This is a genomic window from Desulforadius tongensis, from assembly GCF_016907915.1.
Lineage (GTDB): Bacteria > Bacillota > Desulfotomaculia > Desulfotomaculales > Desulfohalotomaculaceae > Desulforadius > Desulforadius tongensis.
Genome location: NZ_JAFBCW010000001.1, coordinates 37,982 through 55,734 on the forward strand (window position 1 = coordinate 37,982; position 17,753 = coordinate 55,734).

The window sequence follows — 17,753 nt, forward strand, 5'->3', positions numbered from 1 at the left end:
CCCATTTCTTTTTTCAAATTACAAATTCCTGCATTAAGCCGAAAAAGCCGGGATTCATCCCGGTTTTTTCGGCTTTATCCCTCCACATTCCTTTGGGCCATTTCTCTTAAATAGGCCCGAATAAAGGGGTCTATATACCCGTCCATTACCTGTTCCACATTACCTATTTCCACACCGGTGCGGTGGTCTTTTACCAGCTTGTAGGGATGAAAGATGTACGATCTTATTTGGCTGCCCCAGGCAATTTCCTGCTGCTCGCCCCGCAGCGCCGCCAGTTCCTGCTCTCTTTTCTGCAGTTCCAGGTCTAAAAGCTTTGCTTTCAGCATTTTCATGGCGGCGCTGCGGTTGGTTATCTGCGAGCGCTCGCTCTGGCAGGACACCACTATGCCGGTGGGAAGGTGGGTAATGCGCACCGCAGAGTCCGTCTTGTTCACGTGCTGACCGCCGGCTCCCCCGGCCCGGAAGGTGTCAATTTTTAAATCTTCATCTTTAATTTCTACTTCCACGTTTTCCTCCGCCTCAGGCATTACATCCACCGAGGCAAAGGAAGTATGCCGGCGGCCGGCGGTATCAAAGGGGGAAATGCGCACCAGCCGGTGCACCCCTTTTTCCACCCGCAGGTAGCCAAAGGCGTTGGGACCGCTGATTTCCAGCGTGACACTTTTTACCCCGGCTTCATCGCCGGGCAGCATGTCCAGTACCGAAACCCGGTAGCCGTTGTTTTCCGCCCACCGGGTGTACATGCGCAGCAGCATTTCCACCCAGTCCTGGGCTTCGGTTCCCCCGGCCCCGGCGTGCAGTGTAACGATGGCACTGCCCCGGTCGTACTTGCCGCACAGCAGCACCTCCAGTTCCATATTTTCCACCCGCCCGGCCAGGTGGGTGTAGTTCCGGCGGGCCTCTTTAAAGGCCTCTTCGTCCTTTTCTTCTTCACTTAACTGCACCAGCACCGCCAAATCCTCCACCTCCTGCTGCAGCCGGTTAAAGGCTTTAACCCGGTCTTTGAGGTGGGAAAGTTTTTGGTTTATTTTTTGCGCCCTGTTTTGATCATCCCAAAATCCCGGGGCCAGCATCTGCTGTTCCAACTGTTCTATTTTCTCAATCTTGCCGGCAATGTCAAAGAGAAACCCTCAAATCTGCCAGGCGCTTTTCCAGCACCTTTATATCCCGCTTTAATTCCGAATAGTCCATGGCTGAAATCCTCCGTTCACTGTATTTTTGCTCATTTTCTTTATACATTTCTGCCGCAGCACTTTTTGTACTTCTTACCGCTGCCGCAGGGGCACGGTTGGTTGCGGCCCACCGTTTCCTTTCGGCGAATGGGCTGCTTGGGTTTGTCTTCATCCTGATACCTGTTTTCCACAACGTTGCGCTTTTGTTCCGGCTGGACTTCCCGCACCACGCTGACCCGGAAAATGTAGCGCACCACGTCATCCTGAATGCTGTCAATCATGTTTTGGAACATTTCATAGCCTTCAAATTTGTACTCTGTCACCGGGTCCTTCTGGCCGTAGCCCCTCAGACCGATCCCTTCCCGCAGCTGATCCATGGCATCCAGGTGGTCCATCCACTTGGCATCCACCGTGCGCAGTATAATCATGCGCTCTATCTCCCGCATGGTTTCGGTTCCCAGCTCTTCTTCCCGTTTTTCATAAGCCTGAAGAGCCTTTTTCAGCAGCAGGTCCACCAGTTCCTGGCGTTCCATTTCCACGTCGTCAATGTCGCTCAACCGGATGTCGTGGTTGGGTAAGAAAAGCTGCTCTGCCTGGCGCAGCAGCCCTTCCCTGTCCCATTCCTCGGGGTAAACCCCCTCCGGACAGTAGGTATCCACCGTGCGCTGCACCACCTGGGCAATCATATCCTGGACGTGTTTTTTCATATCTTCCCCGGTGAGCACCCGGCGGCGCTGTTCATATATCAGTTCCCGCTGCTGGTTCAGCACATCGTCCAGCTGCAGCACGTGCTTGCGGATGCTGAAGTTGCGGCTTTCCACCCTTTTTTGGGCCGTTTCAATGGATTTGCTGACCAATTTAGCTTCAATGGGCGTGTCTTCCTCCAGCCCCAAGCGTTCCATCAAACCGGCTATGTTGTCTGAACCGAACAGCCGCATCAAATCGTCTTCCAGCGAGATAAAGAACTGGCTGGAGCCCGGGTCTCCCTGGCGGCCGGCACGGCCCCGCAGCTGGTTGTCAATGCGGCGGCTTTCGTGGCGCTCGGTACCTATAATGTGCAGCCCGCCAACTTCAACCACCTTCCGGTGCTCCTGATCCGTTTCTTTTTTGTATTTCTGCACCAGCTGTTGATAGGTGCTGTCTTTTTCCAACTGCTCCAAATCCAAATCTACGCCCCGGCGGCGCATCTCTGCCTGGGCCAGGAATTCCGGGTTGCCGCCCAAAAGGATGTCGGTACCGCGGCCGGCCATGTTGGTGGCAATGGTTACCGCACCCAGGCGGCCGGCCTGGGCCACAATTTCCGCCTCTTTTTCGTGGTGCTTGGCGTTGAGCACCTGGTGCGGAATGCCCCGCTTTTTGAGCATTTTTGACAGCAGTTCAGATTTTTCAATGGTTACGGTGCCCACCAGCACCGGCTGGCCTTTTTTATGCCGGGCCGCGATTTCCTCTACCACCGCGTTAAATTTGGCCCTTTCGGTTTTATAAACCACATCGGGCAGATCTTCCCTAATCATCGGTTTGTTGGTGGGAATGGGCACCACGTCCAGGCCGTAAATGCTGCGGAATTCTTCTTCTTCCGTCAATGCCGTACCGGTCATGCCGGCCAGTTTTTTGTACATGCGGAAGTAGTTTTGGAATGTAATGGTGGCCAGGGTTTGCGATTCCCGCTCGATTTTAACCCCTTCCTTGGCTTCAATGGCCTGGTGCAGGCCGTCACTGTAGCGGCGGCCAAACATCAAGCGGCCGGTAAACTGGTCCACTATCACCACCTGGCCGTCTTTTACCACGTAGTCCCGGTCCCGCTTCATCAGCCCGTGGGCTTTTAAAGCCTGCTGCAGGTAGTGGTTGATTTCGGTGTTTTGATCGTCATATAAATTCTCTATGCCCAGCAGTTTTTCCGCCTTTTCTATTCCTTCTTCGGTAAGGAGCACGGTGTGGGCCTTTTCGTCCACCGTGTAATCAACATCCTTCTGCAGCTTGGGCACCACCCTGGCCATGGTGTAATAGAGGTGGGTGGGTTTATCCGCCTGGCCGGATATAATCAGCGGGGTGCGGGCTTCGTCAATTAAAATGCTGTCCACTTCGTCCACAATGGCATAGTGCAGATCCCTCTGCACCATCTGCTCGGGCCGCAGCGCCATGTTGTCCCGCAGGTAATCAAAACCGAATTCATTGTTCGTACCGTAGGTAATGTCGCACCGGTACGCCTGCTGACGTTCTTCCCATTCCAAACCGTGCACAATCAGGCCCACGGACAGCCCCAGGAAGCGGTACAGCTGGCCCATCCACTCGCTGTCACGGCGGGCCAGGTAGTCGTTCACCGTTACCACGTGTACCCCTTTGCCGCTGAGGGCGTTAAGGTACACCGGCAGGGTGGCCACCAGTGTTTTACCTTCACCGGTTTTCATTTCCGCAATACGGCCCTGGTGCAGCACGATACCGCCAATTAACTGTACATCATAGTGCCTCATGTCCAGCACCCGGCGGGAGGCCTCCCGCACCACGGCAAAGGCCTCGGGCAGAATATCTTCCAGCGTGCTGCCGGCCTCCAGCCGGCTTTTAAACTCTGCCGTTTTGGCCTGCAGTTCACCGTCCGGCAGCGCCTTCAGCTCCGGTTCCAAATCATTAATCTTATCCACCAGCGGCTGTATTTTTTTTATTTCCCTGGCATTTTGGTCAAACAGCCCTTTAAGAAATTTCAACATCGGAGAACAATCACCTCACGTTAAAGAGAGGAACCTAATAAGGTTCCTCTTCCTTGTTAGAGTATATCAATTTATTTTATCACTAAAAGCGCGCTGCTTCAAGATTCAGGAAATTAAATGAAATCCGGTTCAATCAGGCCGTAGTGGCCGTCTTTACGCCTGTACAGCACGTTTACCTGTTCCGAGTCCGCATTGGAAAACACGAAAAAGCTGTGTCCCAGCAGGTTCATCTGCAGGATGGCTTCATCCACCGACATGGGTTTAACCGCAAAACGCTTGGTTTTTACCACCCGGGGCTCATTCTCCCGCTCTGCCGGGGCAGTTTTCGGCACCGCTTTGCCGTTGCCGCCGCGCTGTCTTCTTTCAAATAATTTACCCTTATATTTTTCTATCTGTTTTTCTAACTTATCCACCACCAGGTCAATGGAGGTATACATGTCCCCGGTGGATTCTTCACCTCTTAAGATCAGGCCGTTTACTTTTATAGGGATGGTAACTTCTACTTTTTGTTTATCTCCTTCCACCAGCAGAGTTACCTGGGCGTCACCCAGATCATCAAAAAACTTTTCCAGCTTGTTAATGCGCTTTTCTACATAGTCCTTCAGTGCCGGTGTTAATTCAATGTTCTTACCCCTAGTGTTAATCTTCATACTTTACCAACTCCCTTCGGCAGAGTTTAAGGATAGTATTCCCAAAACAGCCTTCCGGCTTCCCGGGCCGGAGAAATTATTTCTTATATCTTATCACAAATAAACTGCGGGGTAAATCAAACCCTTAAGACTCCGTAAATATTTAAAGGGTACGGTTAAACCGTACCCTGTTGTTCTCAAATTACAGCTTCACTACGTTGGCCGCCTGTGGACCGCGGTCTCCTTCCACTATATCGAACTCAACCTGTTCCCCGTCTTCCAGGGTTTTGTAACCATCCTGCTGAATTGCTGTGAAGTGAACGAATACGTCGTTTCCTTCCTCACTTTCAATGAAACCATAACCTTTCTTCGCGTTGAACCACTTAACTTTTCCTAACACAAAACATTCCTCCTAAAAAAATAAAAATAAACCACCTGTTATAAGCAGGTGTCTAATTCTATCATACCCAAGTGGTGCTGTCAACAGCATTCGGCGGTATTTATTGCCCGGGGCTTTGTCGAAAAAAATTTTTTATAAACAAGGGCTGTGGGTATAATTCTGTGGATAATGTGGATAAGTCTGTTAATAACCTCTAAAATCAGCACTTTTAATGTGGGTAACTTTATTAATACGATCATATTTTGTCATTTTCTGGTTTTCACCGGCCTGCTTTTTGTCACCTGCCGCCGGCTTTTGGCGTTGCAGCCAGCGTCAGCGCCAGCACCGCACCGGCCCCGCCCTGTCGCAAAACATCAGCAGCTGCTGATATTGTACTGCCGCTGGTGATAACGTCGTCAATAATCAGCACCGTCTTTTGGTAAATATTTACATTATGTGCTAAATAAAATGCCCCCCGCAGGTTCTCTTCCCGCTGCCGGCGGTTTAAATTAATCTGGGGTACAGTGTCCCCGCGCTTCTTTAACCCGGTGCACAGCGGCTTATTTAAACCGGCGGCCACCACCTGGGCCAGCAGGTGGGCCTGGTTAAAACCCCGGCGCCTTAATTTTGCCTCCGCCATGGGAACAGGCACCACCACATCCACCTGCCGGTAAACCGGTTCGGCGCTGATTTTTTCTACCATCAGTTTTCCCAGCGGTTGGGCCAGCTGCTGCCGGCCCCGGTATTTAAAGCGCTGTACCGCTTCCCTGAGGGGACCGCTGTAGGGGCCCACCGACCGGACCATTGTAAAGGGGCAGCTCCGCCCGATACAGTCAGCACAAACCGGATCACCGGCAGTGGGCCGGCCGCAGCGGCAGCAGTGGGGTTCCTTCTGCCTGGCCCTAAGCCAGCCGGCACATTCCGGGCACAGGGCACCCCCCGGGAAGCGGCGGCCGCACAGCGGGCATTGTTCCCGGGGTGGAAAAATCAGGTTCAGCAGTGCTGCTAATAAAGGCCCCACGCCGATCATCTCCTTACTAAAGCAGCTTAAAACCCCACAATATTCCATGATTTAATTATATAACACTTTACAGCATCCTTGGTAAATCACTTCCTGCCTCTTTTTATGTCATACACGTGGGCTTCCACCCTTTGGGCCAGCAGGCGGTCCAAATCGTTATACACCATGCCCAGTATTTTTCTGGCTTCACGGTTCAGCTGCATTTTCACCCTGGCCACGGCCTCCCGTTTAAACGCCCCGGCCTGTTCCGGCGTCAGTTTGCCGCCGCGGTTCAGGGCCTTGGCTTCTTCCACCAGCGGCATCAGCGATTTAACGGCACCGTCCACAGCGGTTTCAACGGCCCGCAAATAGGTTTCCAGCCAGGGCACCCGGCGCCGGTATCTCAAGTAATTGGCGGACTGGTGGATCAGGTACACCAGCCAGCCGCCCAGCACCGGAATAAGGGCTAACAGCAGGTCGATTAACATCTCCCGCGGAAACAACTCCAAAAACATCCCCCCTTTTTATTTCCGGGCAGGTCAAAAAGACCCGCCCGGCGTTAAGCAGCCTAATTTACGCTTAATTCTGTAACTTCACGGTTGACAATTCTGGCGCTGTCAACGGCCACCAGGTCACCGCCCTGGGAAGTAAATACATTTTTAGCAATGATGCTTTCCATGGCGGTTTTTACTTCCCCGGCGGTAAGGCCCTCCTTGGGCTCGGGAACACTGATGGTTACTCTTTTACCGGAAGCATTGATAAACCTCATTTCTAAAGTGGCAGACACCGCTCATCACTCCTTTGGAAATTATTTTTTTACTCGTTATCCAGGGCGTTCTTATTGATGCGAAAGATGCCGTTCAGTGCGTACTTCTGCAGCCCCGCCAGTATGGTGCCCGCGTCATACACGTCCTGGTCGGCGGCATTAACTTTAATGTTGTTAAAGGATTTTCTGCCGAACACCGGGTCACCATTTTCATTGACTCCCTTTTCCAGGTACAGCTGCAGAGTAGATTGAACCATGTTTTTAACCACTGCCATCTTCAGTAATTCCCCCTTTCAGTTTAGCTGCGGGCCGGCCCGCTGTTTTCATCGATCGATGGTTTAAGTTTACGGTATAAAAGGGGAAAAATAAAAAACCGGCTAACAGCTAGCCGGTAGGCAGGTAACAGCTATTTGATTGCAGGTAACCGTTATTTTAACCCTTGGGGTCAAAAAACAACGGCAGACGGTTGGATAGTATGGCATTGGTAACAGCCACCGAGGCCTGTCCTCCCATAATGGTCAGGGTGTGCAGGTGGTGCCGGTCAAAACTGCGCGGGCGCCTGCTGCCCAGCACAATTACCCCCACCACACCGCCGGTTGACACCAGCGGCACCGCCATCAGCGAGCGCATCACCCGGGGCAGGCCGGGCTTTTCCCTCAGCTCCGGCCGCCTGCGGGTATCCGCCACCAGCACCGGCTGCCGGTTTTCCGCCACCATGCCCACAAAGCCTTCTCCGGGATAAACGGGCATAAGCCGCAGTTTGCCGGCCCAGGGGCTGTCCACTATCACCGGGTCAAAATATCCCTTTTCCTCCCGCCACAGGTAAAATACCCCCGTATGGTAACCGGCCACCCGCTTGAATTCTTTTAATATCAGCTTCATCAATTCATCCAAACCGGTTACCGCCAGCCTGCTGGACACGTTATAAAGGGCGGTTAAATCCCGGTTGACCAGTTCCAGGTTCACATACAGCCGTAAAATGTACTGGCCGGCAATTACCGGTATAAACAGCAGCACCACACCGGCAATGCCGTTTTTCCCGTACATCATGGCCATCAGTATGCCCACCGGGGCGGTGAAGAAATAGGTTAAAGCATCCCATTTCAGTGTATCTATCCATGTTACAGAAGGGTAAATATCCCGCCGGGGCAGGTAGTAGTAATACATTAACAGCTGGTTGATGAGATAGTACCCGGCCACAAAGGCCAGCAGCGGCAGCATGTTGGCCGCCGTTATTTTATTGTCCCCGGCACCGCCCAGGTAATTATACAGGTAAAAGGCACCGTAAGCCGCCAGCACGTACTGGGCGGCGTTAAACAGTGTGGTGCGCAGCGGATTGCCCCGGTTGACAATCCCCCCGGCAATAAGGGAAGATATCCCCACCACGTAAACGGATTCGGTGCCGCCGTATATCAGGAAGGTGGCCAAAACCACGGCAAAACCACCGGAAACCAGTACCTGGGGAAAGGTAACGGCAAACCAGTCGGCCAGAATTATTAACGCCGCCATAAACACCAGTTCCCGCCCCAGGTCGATATTTAAATCCGGAAATAACAGTACCAGAATGTAAACACCGGCACCAATCACCAGCCAGGTGTACAGCACATGCAGCAGTCGCAGCAATTTTAAAACCCCCGCCAAATAAGGTTTAGTGAATTAATTCGACACCAAAACATTGTTACCTTTATTTACAGACATAAAATGACCGAAACTGTATACTATTGCCTTTATATACCGCAAGATTAGTTAAATTTGCAAAAATAAAAGGGTTTAAGTAAATACATGTAAAATTTATAAAATTCATAACAATTGCAATGGGCTATAAATGTTAAGAATTGTAGGGGTGGTATTGATTTTGGGATTTATCATATGAAGAAGGAATTATTTCCTCAAAACAAGAATGAAGTAAATCAAGAAACTGAAAAAAATAAAAAAATTTTTATAATCAGTTGACAATGGGCATACTGATTAATAATATAATAATGCAGGGCTTTTCAGGCACTGCTTAACTTAGGAGTAGGGCTTTTCAGGCACTACTCATGAAATTAAAACCACTCTAGTTCTTAATAGAGTGGTTTTTTTATTGCTTAAAATCAACCAGCACAGACAAAATAAACCGGTTCTGGAGGGGGTGGGCGGCAGCCTAATTTTGTTTTGGCCCACCGAGATTATATTTAACACGCAGTCTTTTTAAAATTTCCGGCGTATCGTCACCGCTGCCGGTATCCACCACTATTAACTGCCGGTGGGGATACTTTTTAACCAGCTGGCTGATAAAATACTCCACCCAGTCTTCCTGATTGCAGAACCATATTTCCAGCTGCCCGTCCGGCTGTTTTTGGGGTAAATAAAAATACTTCACCGCAGTCCACAGCAGCCACAGGGCAAAGGCGGCCGCAAATAATAAAAACTGTCCCGGCATTCCATCACCCCCATACTTCAGAATATGTACGGGAGCAGCGGCCGGTGCCGGGACAGTTTTTGGAAAAAGTTGATTATAATGCGTCTGCTCTCAGTGCTTCCGCCTTGTCAGTACGCTCCCAGGGCAGGTTCAGGTCGGGGCGGCCGAAGTGGCCGTATGCTGCCACCTGGCGGTAGATGGGCCGGCGCAGGTTCAAGTCCCTGATGATGGCGGCCGGGCGCAGGTCAAAGTGTTTTTTCACCAGTTCCACCAGTTTATCCTCCGCCACCCTGCCGGTGCCAAAGGTATCCACCATTACCGATACCGGGCGGGCCACACCGATGGCATAGGCCAGCTGGATTTCGCAGCGCTGGGCCAGGCCGGCGGCCACAATGTTTTTAGCCACATAACGGGCAGCATAGGCCGCAGAACGGTCTACCTTGGTGGGATCTTTGCCGGAAAAAGCGCCGCCGCCGTGGCGGGCATAGCCGCCGTATGTATCCACAATTATTTTTCTGCCGGTAAGGCCGGCATCTCCATGGGGACCGCCGATAACAAATTTGCCCGAGGGGTTGATAAAGTACCGAACCCTGTCATCCAGCAGTTCTTTGGGCAGTACCGGCAGTATCACCCTGTTGATAATATCTTCCCTGATGGTTTCCTGGGAAACATCCGGGTGATGCTGGGTAGAAACCACCACGGTGCCCACCCGCACCGGTTTTCCGTTCTCGTACTCAACGGTAACCTGGGTTTTGCCGTCCGGGCGCAGGTAATCCAGCTCCCCGCTTTTACGCACTTCGGAAAGTCTTCTGGCCAGTTTATGGGCCAGGGCTATGGGCATGGGCATCAGTTCATCGGTTTCATTGGTGGCATAGCCAAACATCATCCCCTGGTCACCGGCGCCGATTGAATCCAGCTCTTCTTCTTCCACCTGTCCTTCCCGGTATTCCAGCGCCCTGTTTACACCCTGGGCAATGTCCGGGGATTGTTCATCAATAGATGTAATCACAGCACAGGTGCTGCCGTCAAAGCCAAATTTAGCCCTGGTGTAGCCAATATCCAGTACGGTATCTCTTACCACTTTGGGGATGTCCACATAGCAGTCGGTGGTAATTTCCCCTCCCACCATCACCAGCCCGGTGGTAACAAAGGTTTCACAGGCCACCCTGGCCAGCGGGTCTTTGGCCAGAATTTCATCCAGTATGGCGTCGGAAATTTGGTCGGCAATTTTATCGGGGTGTCCTTCGGTTACTGATTCTGAGGTAAACAGTGTTTTTGCCAATTGAAAACCTCCTTTGTCTTACCCTGAAAAGGTTATCTTACTAAGCCGGCAGCTGCGGCTCATCCATAAACACTCACTTATCTTAAAATGAAGCAGCTTAAAAAAACCTCTCCACAAGGAGAGGTTTTTATGCACACAGGCATAATAAAACTAACTCCTCATCTTCCGCAGGCATCACACAGCCGGCGCAGGAATTGGCACCTTGCTCACCAGGTTGCCGGGTTTCATCGGGCCAGTCCCTCCACCTCTCTGGATGAGATAAGTTCCGTTAATTTGTAAAATTCGTATATATATTAACAGACATTATCAATAATGTCAATTTTATCTCGGTATAGCTTCAATTTCCACCAGTATGGCATCAACACCAAATTTAACCACCCGCTCCCAGGGTATTACCACTTCACGGCCGGCGCGGAAAACGCCCATTTTCCGGGAGGGCGAAACCACTATGGCCGTTACTTTACCGGTGTTGAGGTCAAAGTGCATGTCTGTTACCGCCCCCAGTTTAGACCCGTCCGTTACATTTATAATATCCCTTTTGGCCAGCTCGGTAGCTTTATACACACTGCCACCCCCTTTATTCCCAGCATATGCCGGGAACGGGCAAAGGGTTACAGTGTTACCTGGTGCGGGAGGCTAGGAAACGTTTACCATAACTGAAAATCAAAAATGCTTCTTCAATGCGCAGCACAACGGCCGCCAGCACGAAGACCCCGGCCCCGGCCAATACCGAAACGGTCACCTGGGCAGCCAAACCCAAAGTCCCATAGCCGGCAAGGGCAGTATGGGCATAAATGTTAACAAAGCGGACGGCCAGTGCCATAATGCCGGAAGCCAGCAGCACCTGCAGTGTAAAGCGCACCATTTTCCAGTTCCACAAATTTTTCACCCTGCGGGATAAAAACCAGGACAGCATGGCGGTGTTGGCCAGCGCGGCAATGGAGTTGGCCAGCGCCAAACCGCCGTGCTGCAGCGGCCCGATTAAAATTAGGCTGAGAACCAGGTTGATAATAATCGTTACCACCGTCAGCCTAACCGGGGTTCTGGTATCCTGCAGGGCATAAAATCCCCTGGTTAAAATGACGTTGGCCGCCTGTCCCACCAGGCCGATGCTGAAAAACAGCAAAGCATAGGCGGTCATCTCGGTGGCCCGGGCATCAAATTCTCCCCGCTCAAACAGCAGTTTAATGATCGGGTAGCGCAGCACCATCAAACCCACCGCCGAGGGAACGGACATCATCACCACTATCCGGAAGGCCCGGCGCAGCGTGGCAGCCATATCCCCGCTGGAAGGGTCCACCGCCTGGCGGGTCAAAGTGGGATAAAAGGCGGTGCCGATGGCCATAACAAACAGGCCGATGGGCAGCAGTATCAACCGGTTGGAAAAGTTGAGGGCGGAAATGCTGCCCGCCGCCAGCCCCGATGCCAGAATGCGGTCAACAATTATATACGCCTGGTTAACCGAAACTCCCAGTGCCACCGGCAGCATCAGCGACATCACTTTTCTTACATCGGGATGACTCCAATCAAGACTGAAGCGAAATCTAAAGCCGGAACGGTACAGCGCCGGCAGCTGGATTAAAGCAGCCACCACCATGCCTAAAACGGTACCGATGGCCAGGCCGTACACCCCCATTATCTCCCCCAGCGTCAGGGTGGAAATAATGACCACAATATTAGAAGCCACCACGCTGAAGGAAGGAACAGCAAAGATATTGTTGGCATTCAACAGGCCGTTAAACAGGGTGGACAGCCCCATAAACACCAGTATAGGGAACATAAGACGGGTTAATTCCTGGGCCAGCAGCACCGTTTCCCGGTCTTTTATACCGGGGGCCAGCAGCTTTACCAGCAGCGGGGTGCTGAATATACCGATAATTGTAATAATGATAAAGATCAGCGCGGTGAGGTTGGTTACCGTGCCGAACAGCTGCCAGGCTTCCTTCCTCTGCCCCCGGGATTCATATTCACTAAAAATGGGCACCACCACAGTGGCCAGCGCCATCCCCAACACAGACATCAGCACGTAAGGAATGGTGTAGGCCACCAGGTAGGCATCGGTAACGCCGGTGGCCCCGAACTGCTCGGCAATTACCATTTCCCGCACAAAACCCAGCAGGCGGGACACCAGGTTTATAACCGCAATAACCACCGTCGCCCGGGCAATAACTTTTCCAGCGGACATAGCAACACTCTCCATACCTGTTATTTATATCATGCCATTACAACCGGTCTTTTACACAAAAAAGAAGGGTAACCATAATCAAGTTACCCTCGGATGTGGCAACAGCATATAATTCTGCATAGTTGAAATTATTCCTGCCGGGTAATAAAAAATAAACGGGCAAAATTACAACCATCCCATCATGCGGGATAAAACTGCCGCCGCTTCCGCCCTGGTGGTGGTTCCCTGGGGAACAAACCTGTCCCCGGCGCGCCCGGTGAGAATTTCGTATTTCACCATCATCGATACCGATGGGCGGGCCCACAGGCTGATCTGCTCCAGGTCACTGTACCGTTCCAGGGTTTTGTCCTCCGCTTGGTAGGGCACCATTCCCCCGCTGACAGCCCTGGTTATCATCACCGCCATCTGCTCCCTGGTAATGGGGTCGTCAGGCCCAAAGGTGTGCTCTGAATAACCCACCACCAGGCCCGCTGCCACGGCGGAACCCACCGCCCCCCTGTACCAGGCGTTTGGGGGCAGATCATTAAATTGTTCGGCATCAGCGGGAGATTCCACCAGCTTCAGCGCCCGCACCAGCATGGTGGCAAACTGGGCCCTGGTTAACCGGTCATCGGGACGAAAGGTGCCGTCGGGATACCCTCCCAGCACTTTAAGCCGGGACATGCGGGATATTACCCCCTCCGCCCAGTGGTTTTTGGTGTCGCTGTACGCCGGCACTTTTTCAGCGGGCAGGTGGCTTTTCAAAGCGGCATAGGCTAAGTCATACACCGCCTCCAGTTTGGGGGCGGGCCGTTTTTCTCCCCGGGGCAGGTAGTATATATTGGTTCCCACAGGCAGATCCTTTAACGGTACACTGCCGTCATACCTGCTGTTATTCACTAACTTAACCTGGATTTCCCCGTCCAGTTCCAAAATTCTTCCGGTGATGGTTTTAATATACCGGCCGCCGGAGCCGCTGCTTTTAACCTCACCCCGCAGCGGCAGCTGCCCGTAAATAAGGCTGAACGGTTGGGGCCCCTGCACTATCCTGCTGCCCATCACCTCAATGCTGTACACACCGTTTTGGACATTGTCTATGGTAATAACCTCAACATTGTTTTTCTTATCCCCGCCGATACTATTGTTGCCCCACAATTCGCGCCCATCGGGGGTAACAATTCTTAAATCCAGGTCATTTACCAGGGCACTGTCTGCCCCCGGCCGCTGGGGATAATCATTCCACACCAGCGTTACCCGCAGCGGCACCCCTTCCTGTCCCTGGTACCGAAACTGGTATCTTTGACCGTTACTGACCTTAAAACCATCATAATAGGCGGTGGCATCATCCTCCAGCGCCATCAGGGATGCCTGCAGGTCAATCATACCGAAGCCCTGGGCGTTCCTCGGCTCACCAGGCAGTTCCCTGGCCCCGTGAATCAGCGCTGCCTTTAACAGCGCCGCCGACGGTTTAATGCGTTTCACATCTGTAAAATACTGCCTAACCAGCGCTGCCGCGCCGGTGGCCAGGGCGGTGGACATGCTGGTACCGGATAAATAGGAATAACCGCCCTTGCCGCTGTTTTTATCCCGGGATGCCGACAGTATCCAGGTGCCCGGGGCCACCAGGTCCGGCTTAATCCTGCCGTCGGTGGTGCCCCGGTTGCTGAAAGAAGCCACTTGATAGGGATTGTCCGAGTCTTCATCAATACCCCGGATGCTTTCGGTGGCCCCCACCGTAATGGCGTTCTTGGCCGCCCCGGGAGAAGTAACATACCTGGATACGCCCTCTTCAAAATTGCCCGCAGATTTCAGCACCAGCATATCCGGGTGCTCCCAGACAAACCTGTCCAGCGAACGGGCATGTTCATCGTAAACGCCGTTGTTTTCATTGAATCCCCAGCTGTTGGAGTGAATGCGGGCCCCGGCGCTGTCATAAGCGTCCTGCAGCAGGTCATATACCTCCGGCAGCTGCAGGGTGCCGCTGGCCCGGTTGTAGGCGGCCTGGAAATACAGCCCCGCCTCCGGTGCTATCCCCTTCAGCCGCCGGCCGGATTCTATACCGCTGCCGGCAATGGAGGCCGCAATGTGGGTGCCGTGGCCGAAGGGATCATCCCACCCGTCGCCGCTGTAGTCTTTAATGCTTATAATGCGGTTTCTCAAATCGGGGTGCAGCGTGTCCAGCACGCCGGTGCCGAGGCCGGTATCGGCCACCCCGATAACCTGCCCGGCGCCGCTGAGCCCCAGGCCGTTTCTGATAAAGTCGGGGTTATTCCATACTAAAGGCACGCCCATCGCCACAGCGGAAACGTCATTTTCAGGCCGGGCCGGGCTGCTGCTTATACCGGCCCAGGCGGTATTGACCATTAAAAAAATACAGAGCACAGAAAAAAAAGAACGTCCCCATCTATTTTTAATCAGCACGCGCGCTACCCACTTTCTCAACTTTAGTCACACATGCTAGGTTTTCGACACCCAAACTGCAAATCCTTTTAAATAGGGCAAAAAGAAAAAGGCACCAAAAATGCCTTCTGGTGCCTTTACCGGCTTTCCTTTAAAGCCCCAACCTTTCCTTCATCTCCTGCTGTATTTCCTCCACCCTGTCCATGCTTTCCGCCTCGGCGTAAATGCGGAACAGCGGCTCCGTGCCCGATGGACGAATCAGCGTCCAGGAACCGTCCGCCAGCAGCAGCTTGGTGCCGTCTACAGTGACGCGGCCGGTCACCTTTTGGCCCGCCACCGTACGCGGTTTAAACTCTTTTAACTGTTCCAGTACCCGGTCCTTTTCTGCAGCAGTGGTGCGCAGGTCCAAACGCCTGCTGCACACCCGGCCGAATTGATCGTTCAACTGCTCCGTCAGCTCGGTCAGGCTCTTGCCGTGATAGGACATTATTTCCACCGCCAGCAGACCGGCCAAAATGCCGTCTTTCTCCGGAATGTGACCTTTTATAGACAGGCCGCCGCTTTCTTCCCCCCCCATCACCGCTCCCTTTTCATGCAGGCACTGGCCGATGTATTTAAAGCCCACCGGGGTTTCTTCCACACTCTGGCCGTATTTTTCCGCTATCCTGTCCAGCAGGTGAGTAGTGGCCACCGTTCTGGCCGCCGGCCCCCTCAGCCCCCTGACCTCCATTAAATGGTAGTACAGCAGGGGCAGAAACTGATTGGGAGTGATGTACCGGCCGCTGCTGTCAATAATGCCGAACCGGTCCGCATCGCCGTCCAACGCCAACCCTATATCCGCCCCGGTTTCTTTCATTTTTTGCCGCAGTCCACCCAGCGAATGACCGGTGGGTTCAGGCATCCCGCCGCCAAACAGCGGGTCCCGGTAGTTGTTTATCGCTTCCACATCGGCCCCGGCCTTCTGCAGCAGGGTATCCAAATAGCCGATGCCGGCACCGTACATGGGATCAATAACAACTTTCACTTTCGCCCGGCCGATAACTTCAAGGTCCACCAGTTTAGAAATGTGTTTTATGTATTCATCAAAGGGATCCGTTTCCTGGCGGGAACAGTACTCGGGCCAGTGCTCCCTTTCCACCATCCGCCCGTAACGTCCCTCCGCCTCTTCCAGCACGCCCTGGCAGCGAAAACCATGCTGTTTTTTAATATTTTCCTCAATTTGCTTGGTTATATGGGGCAGGGCCGGCCCGGCATATTCCGGTATAAACTTGTACCCGTTGTACTCCGGCGGGTTGTGGCTGGCGGTGAGCATCACCGCCCCGGCGGCGTTATGTATTTTTATGGCATAGGCGGTAACCGGGGTGGGGGCCGGTTTTTTAATTAAATACACAGGCACACCCTTTTTGTTCATCTCCTCCGCCACTTCTTCGGCAAAGCGGTCGGAAAGAAACCGGTTGTCATAACCGATTACCACTCCCCGTTCCCGCATGCCGCTATCAATTATGTAATCGGCCACCGCCCTGGTAACCAGGCGCACATTGTCAAATATAAAGTCCTCGGCAATAATTCCCCGCCATCCATCGGTTCCAAAGGCAATTTGCAAGGGCATTTTTAATTCCTCCAATCAATTTTATTATTATACATAAATGTTCCTGCTAAAAATACATTTAAATACAAACGATATTTTTCCTGCCTCACAACCGGTTTATGCACCGGTTTCCAAATACAAGTTTAATTTTGTAATTAACTGGTAATAATAGCGTTAGAAAACCATAAGGAGGCACAGCAATGGGCAAAACAACGGTTGTCAAGCTGGACGGCCGCCAGAAAATGTACCGGGATTATTTGAAGTGGCTGCGGTCTAAAAAAGATAAAAACAGTAAGAAATAAAAGACAACCGGCATACCAGGCCGGTTATCTTTTGGAGGCCGCCTCATATGTTTCCTTTAACCCCTGTTCCAGGTTCCACCGGGGCTGCCAGCTCAAGTGCCGTTTTATGCGCTGGTTGGCCAGGCAGCTGTGTACTATCTCCCCCCGGCGGCGGGGGGCATACTCCACTTTCCCCCGGCAGCCGGCAATGTCTTTCAGCAGTTCAGCCAACTTGTTAATGCCGGTTGGTTCCCCGGTACCGACATTCAGTACCTGGTCGTCACCCTGCGACAGCGCTGCCAGGTTGGCACCGGCCACATCCCTTACATAAACAAAATCCCTGGTCTGCCGCCCGTCACCAAATACCAGCGGCGGCTTTCCCTTTTGCAGGCGATCTATAAATTTAGCCACCACACCGCCTTCCCCCCGGGCATCCTGCCTGGGCCCGTAAACGTTGGCATAGCGCAGCACAGTGTACCGCAGCCCGTACATTTGACGGTACAGTTCCAGGTAACGCTCCCCGGTATATTTGGACAACCCATAACCGCTCAAGGGCCGCAGGCGGTGTTTTTCATCCACCGGCAGGTATTCCGGTTCACCGTAAACAGCCGCCGAGGAGGCATATATCATTTTCCGCACCCCAGCCAGCCGGCAGGCCTCCAGCAGGTTTACCGTGCCCAGTATGTTTACCCGGGCATCATTAAAGGGACTTTCCACCGACCGGGGTACGCTCACCTGAGCCGCCTGGTGAATTACTGCTTCCGGCTTAAATTTATTAACCAGCGGGATTATTCTCCTGCTGCATACATCCAAATCGCTGAATTCCGCCCCGGGATTAAGGTTATCCTCCCGGCCCGCGGACAGGTTATCAACCACCAGCACCCGGCAGCCCCGCTCCACCAGCAGATCAACAATATGGGAGCCGATAAACCCCGCTCCCCCCGTAACCATCACTCGCACCAGCACCCGCCTCCGTTTCCGGCTCT

General features: G+C 52.8%; 16 protein-coding genes and 1 riboswitch. All 16 genes read right to left on the reverse strand.

Translation table 11 applies throughout. The annotated features are described in order from the left end of the window. Positions 1-74: 74 nt before the first annotated feature. Positions 75-1,191 (reverse strand): peptide chain release factor 2 gene (gene prfB, locus JOC37_RS00170; RefSeq protein WP_204614822.1). Its coding sequence is split into 2 segments (ribosomal slippage): positions 75-1,118 and positions 1,120-1,191, totalling 1,116 coding nucleotides; the frame shifts between segments, so codons are not numbered across the junction. 40 nt (positions 1,192-1,231) lie between these two features. Beyond that, a complete protein-coding gene (gene secA / locus JOC37_RS00175; RefSeq protein WP_204614823.1) occupies positions 1,232-3,877 on the reverse strand; it encodes a preprotein translocase subunit SecA in 2,646 nt (881 codons plus the stop codon). A 113-nt stretch (positions 3,878-3,990) separates the two neighbouring features. Further along, entirely contained in the window at positions 3,991-4,527 is a 537-nt protein-coding gene (hpf, locus tag JOC37_RS00180; protein WP_204614824.1) for a ribosome hibernation-promoting factor, HPF/YfiA family, read from the reverse strand. A gap of 181 nt (positions 4,528-4,708) precedes the next feature. Further along, positions 4,709-4,906: a cold shock domain-containing protein gene (locus JOC37_RS00185; RefSeq protein WP_204614825.1), complete on the reverse strand. Its 198-nt coding sequence runs from the start codon at positions 4,904-4,906 to the stop codon at positions 4,709-4,711. 277 nt (positions 4,907-5,183) lie between these two features. Beyond that, positions 5,184-5,906 carry a double zinc ribbon domain-containing protein gene (locus tag JOC37_RS00190; protein ID WP_204614826.1) on the reverse strand — a complete coding sequence of 241 codons (723 nt, stop codon included), beginning with the start codon at positions 5,904-5,906 and terminating at the stop codon, positions 5,184-5,186. A gap of 86 nt (positions 5,907-5,992) precedes the next feature. Further along, positions 5,993-6,394 (reverse strand): hypothetical protein, encoded by a 402-nt coding sequence (locus JOC37_RS00195; protein ID WP_204614827.1) that lies wholly within the window; start codon positions 6,392-6,394, stop codon positions 5,993-5,995. 59 nt (positions 6,395-6,453) lie between these two features. Continuing rightward, a complete protein-coding gene (locus JOC37_RS00200) occupies positions 6,454-6,672 on the reverse strand; it encodes a DUF2922 domain-containing protein (protein WP_338017306.1) in 219 nt (72 codons plus the stop codon). A 29-nt stretch (positions 6,673-6,701) separates the two neighbouring features. After that, the gene (locus JOC37_RS00205) at positions 6,702-6,926 is read right to left on the reverse strand and encodes a DUF1659 domain-containing protein (RefSeq protein WP_204614828.1); all 225 of its coding nucleotides are present in this window, start codon (positions 6,924-6,926) and stop codon (positions 6,702-6,704) included. 157 nt (positions 6,927-7,083) lie between these two features. Then, positions 7,084-8,274, reverse strand: coding sequence for a GAF domain-containing protein (locus JOC37_RS00210; RefSeq protein ID WP_204614829.1), 1,191 nt, complete (start codon positions 8,272-8,274; stop codon positions 7,084-7,086). Between the two features lie 520 nt (positions 8,275-8,794). Continuing rightward, the gene (locus tag JOC37_RS00215; protein WP_204614830.1) at positions 8,795-9,073 is read right to left on the reverse strand and encodes a glycosyltransferase; all 279 of its coding nucleotides are present in this window, start codon (positions 9,071-9,073) and stop codon (positions 8,795-8,797) included. A 73-nt stretch (positions 9,074-9,146) separates the two neighbouring features. After that, on the reverse strand, positions 9,147-10,334 hold the full coding sequence (metK, locus tag JOC37_RS00220; protein ID WP_204614831.1) for a methionine adenosyltransferase: 1,188 nt from the start codon (positions 10,332-10,334) through the stop codon (positions 9,147-9,149). A gap of 155 nt (positions 10,335-10,489) precedes the next feature. Continuing rightward, positions 10,490-10,594: riboswitch (SAM riboswitch) on the reverse strand. A 61-nt stretch (positions 10,595-10,655) separates the two neighbouring features. After that, on the reverse strand, positions 10,656-10,898 hold the full coding sequence (locus tag JOC37_RS00225; protein ID WP_204614832.1) for a YlmC/YmxH family sporulation protein: 243 nt from the start codon (positions 10,896-10,898) through the stop codon (positions 10,656-10,658). Between the two features lie 55 nt (positions 10,899-10,953). After that, entirely contained in the window at positions 10,954-12,519 is a 1,566-nt protein-coding gene (gene murJ / locus JOC37_RS00230; protein ID WP_204614833.1) for a murein biosynthesis integral membrane protein MurJ, read from the reverse strand. A gap of 165 nt (positions 12,520-12,684) precedes the next feature. Beyond that, entirely contained in the window at positions 12,685-14,919 is a 2,235-nt protein-coding gene (locus JOC37_RS00235; protein ID WP_204614834.1) for a S8 family serine peptidase, read from the reverse strand. Positions 14,920-15,049: 130 nt separating this feature from the next. Beyond that, a complete protein-coding gene (locus JOC37_RS00240) occupies positions 15,050-16,507 on the reverse strand; it encodes a phosphoglucomutase/phosphomannomutase family protein (RefSeq protein WP_204614835.1) in 1,458 nt (485 codons plus the stop codon). A 305-nt stretch (positions 16,508-16,812) separates the two neighbouring features. Next, entirely contained in the window at positions 16,813-17,718 is a 906-nt protein-coding gene (locus tag JOC37_RS00245; protein ID WP_207754821.1) for an NAD-dependent epimerase/dehydratase family protein, read from the reverse strand. Positions 17,719-17,753 lie beyond the last annotated feature (35 nt).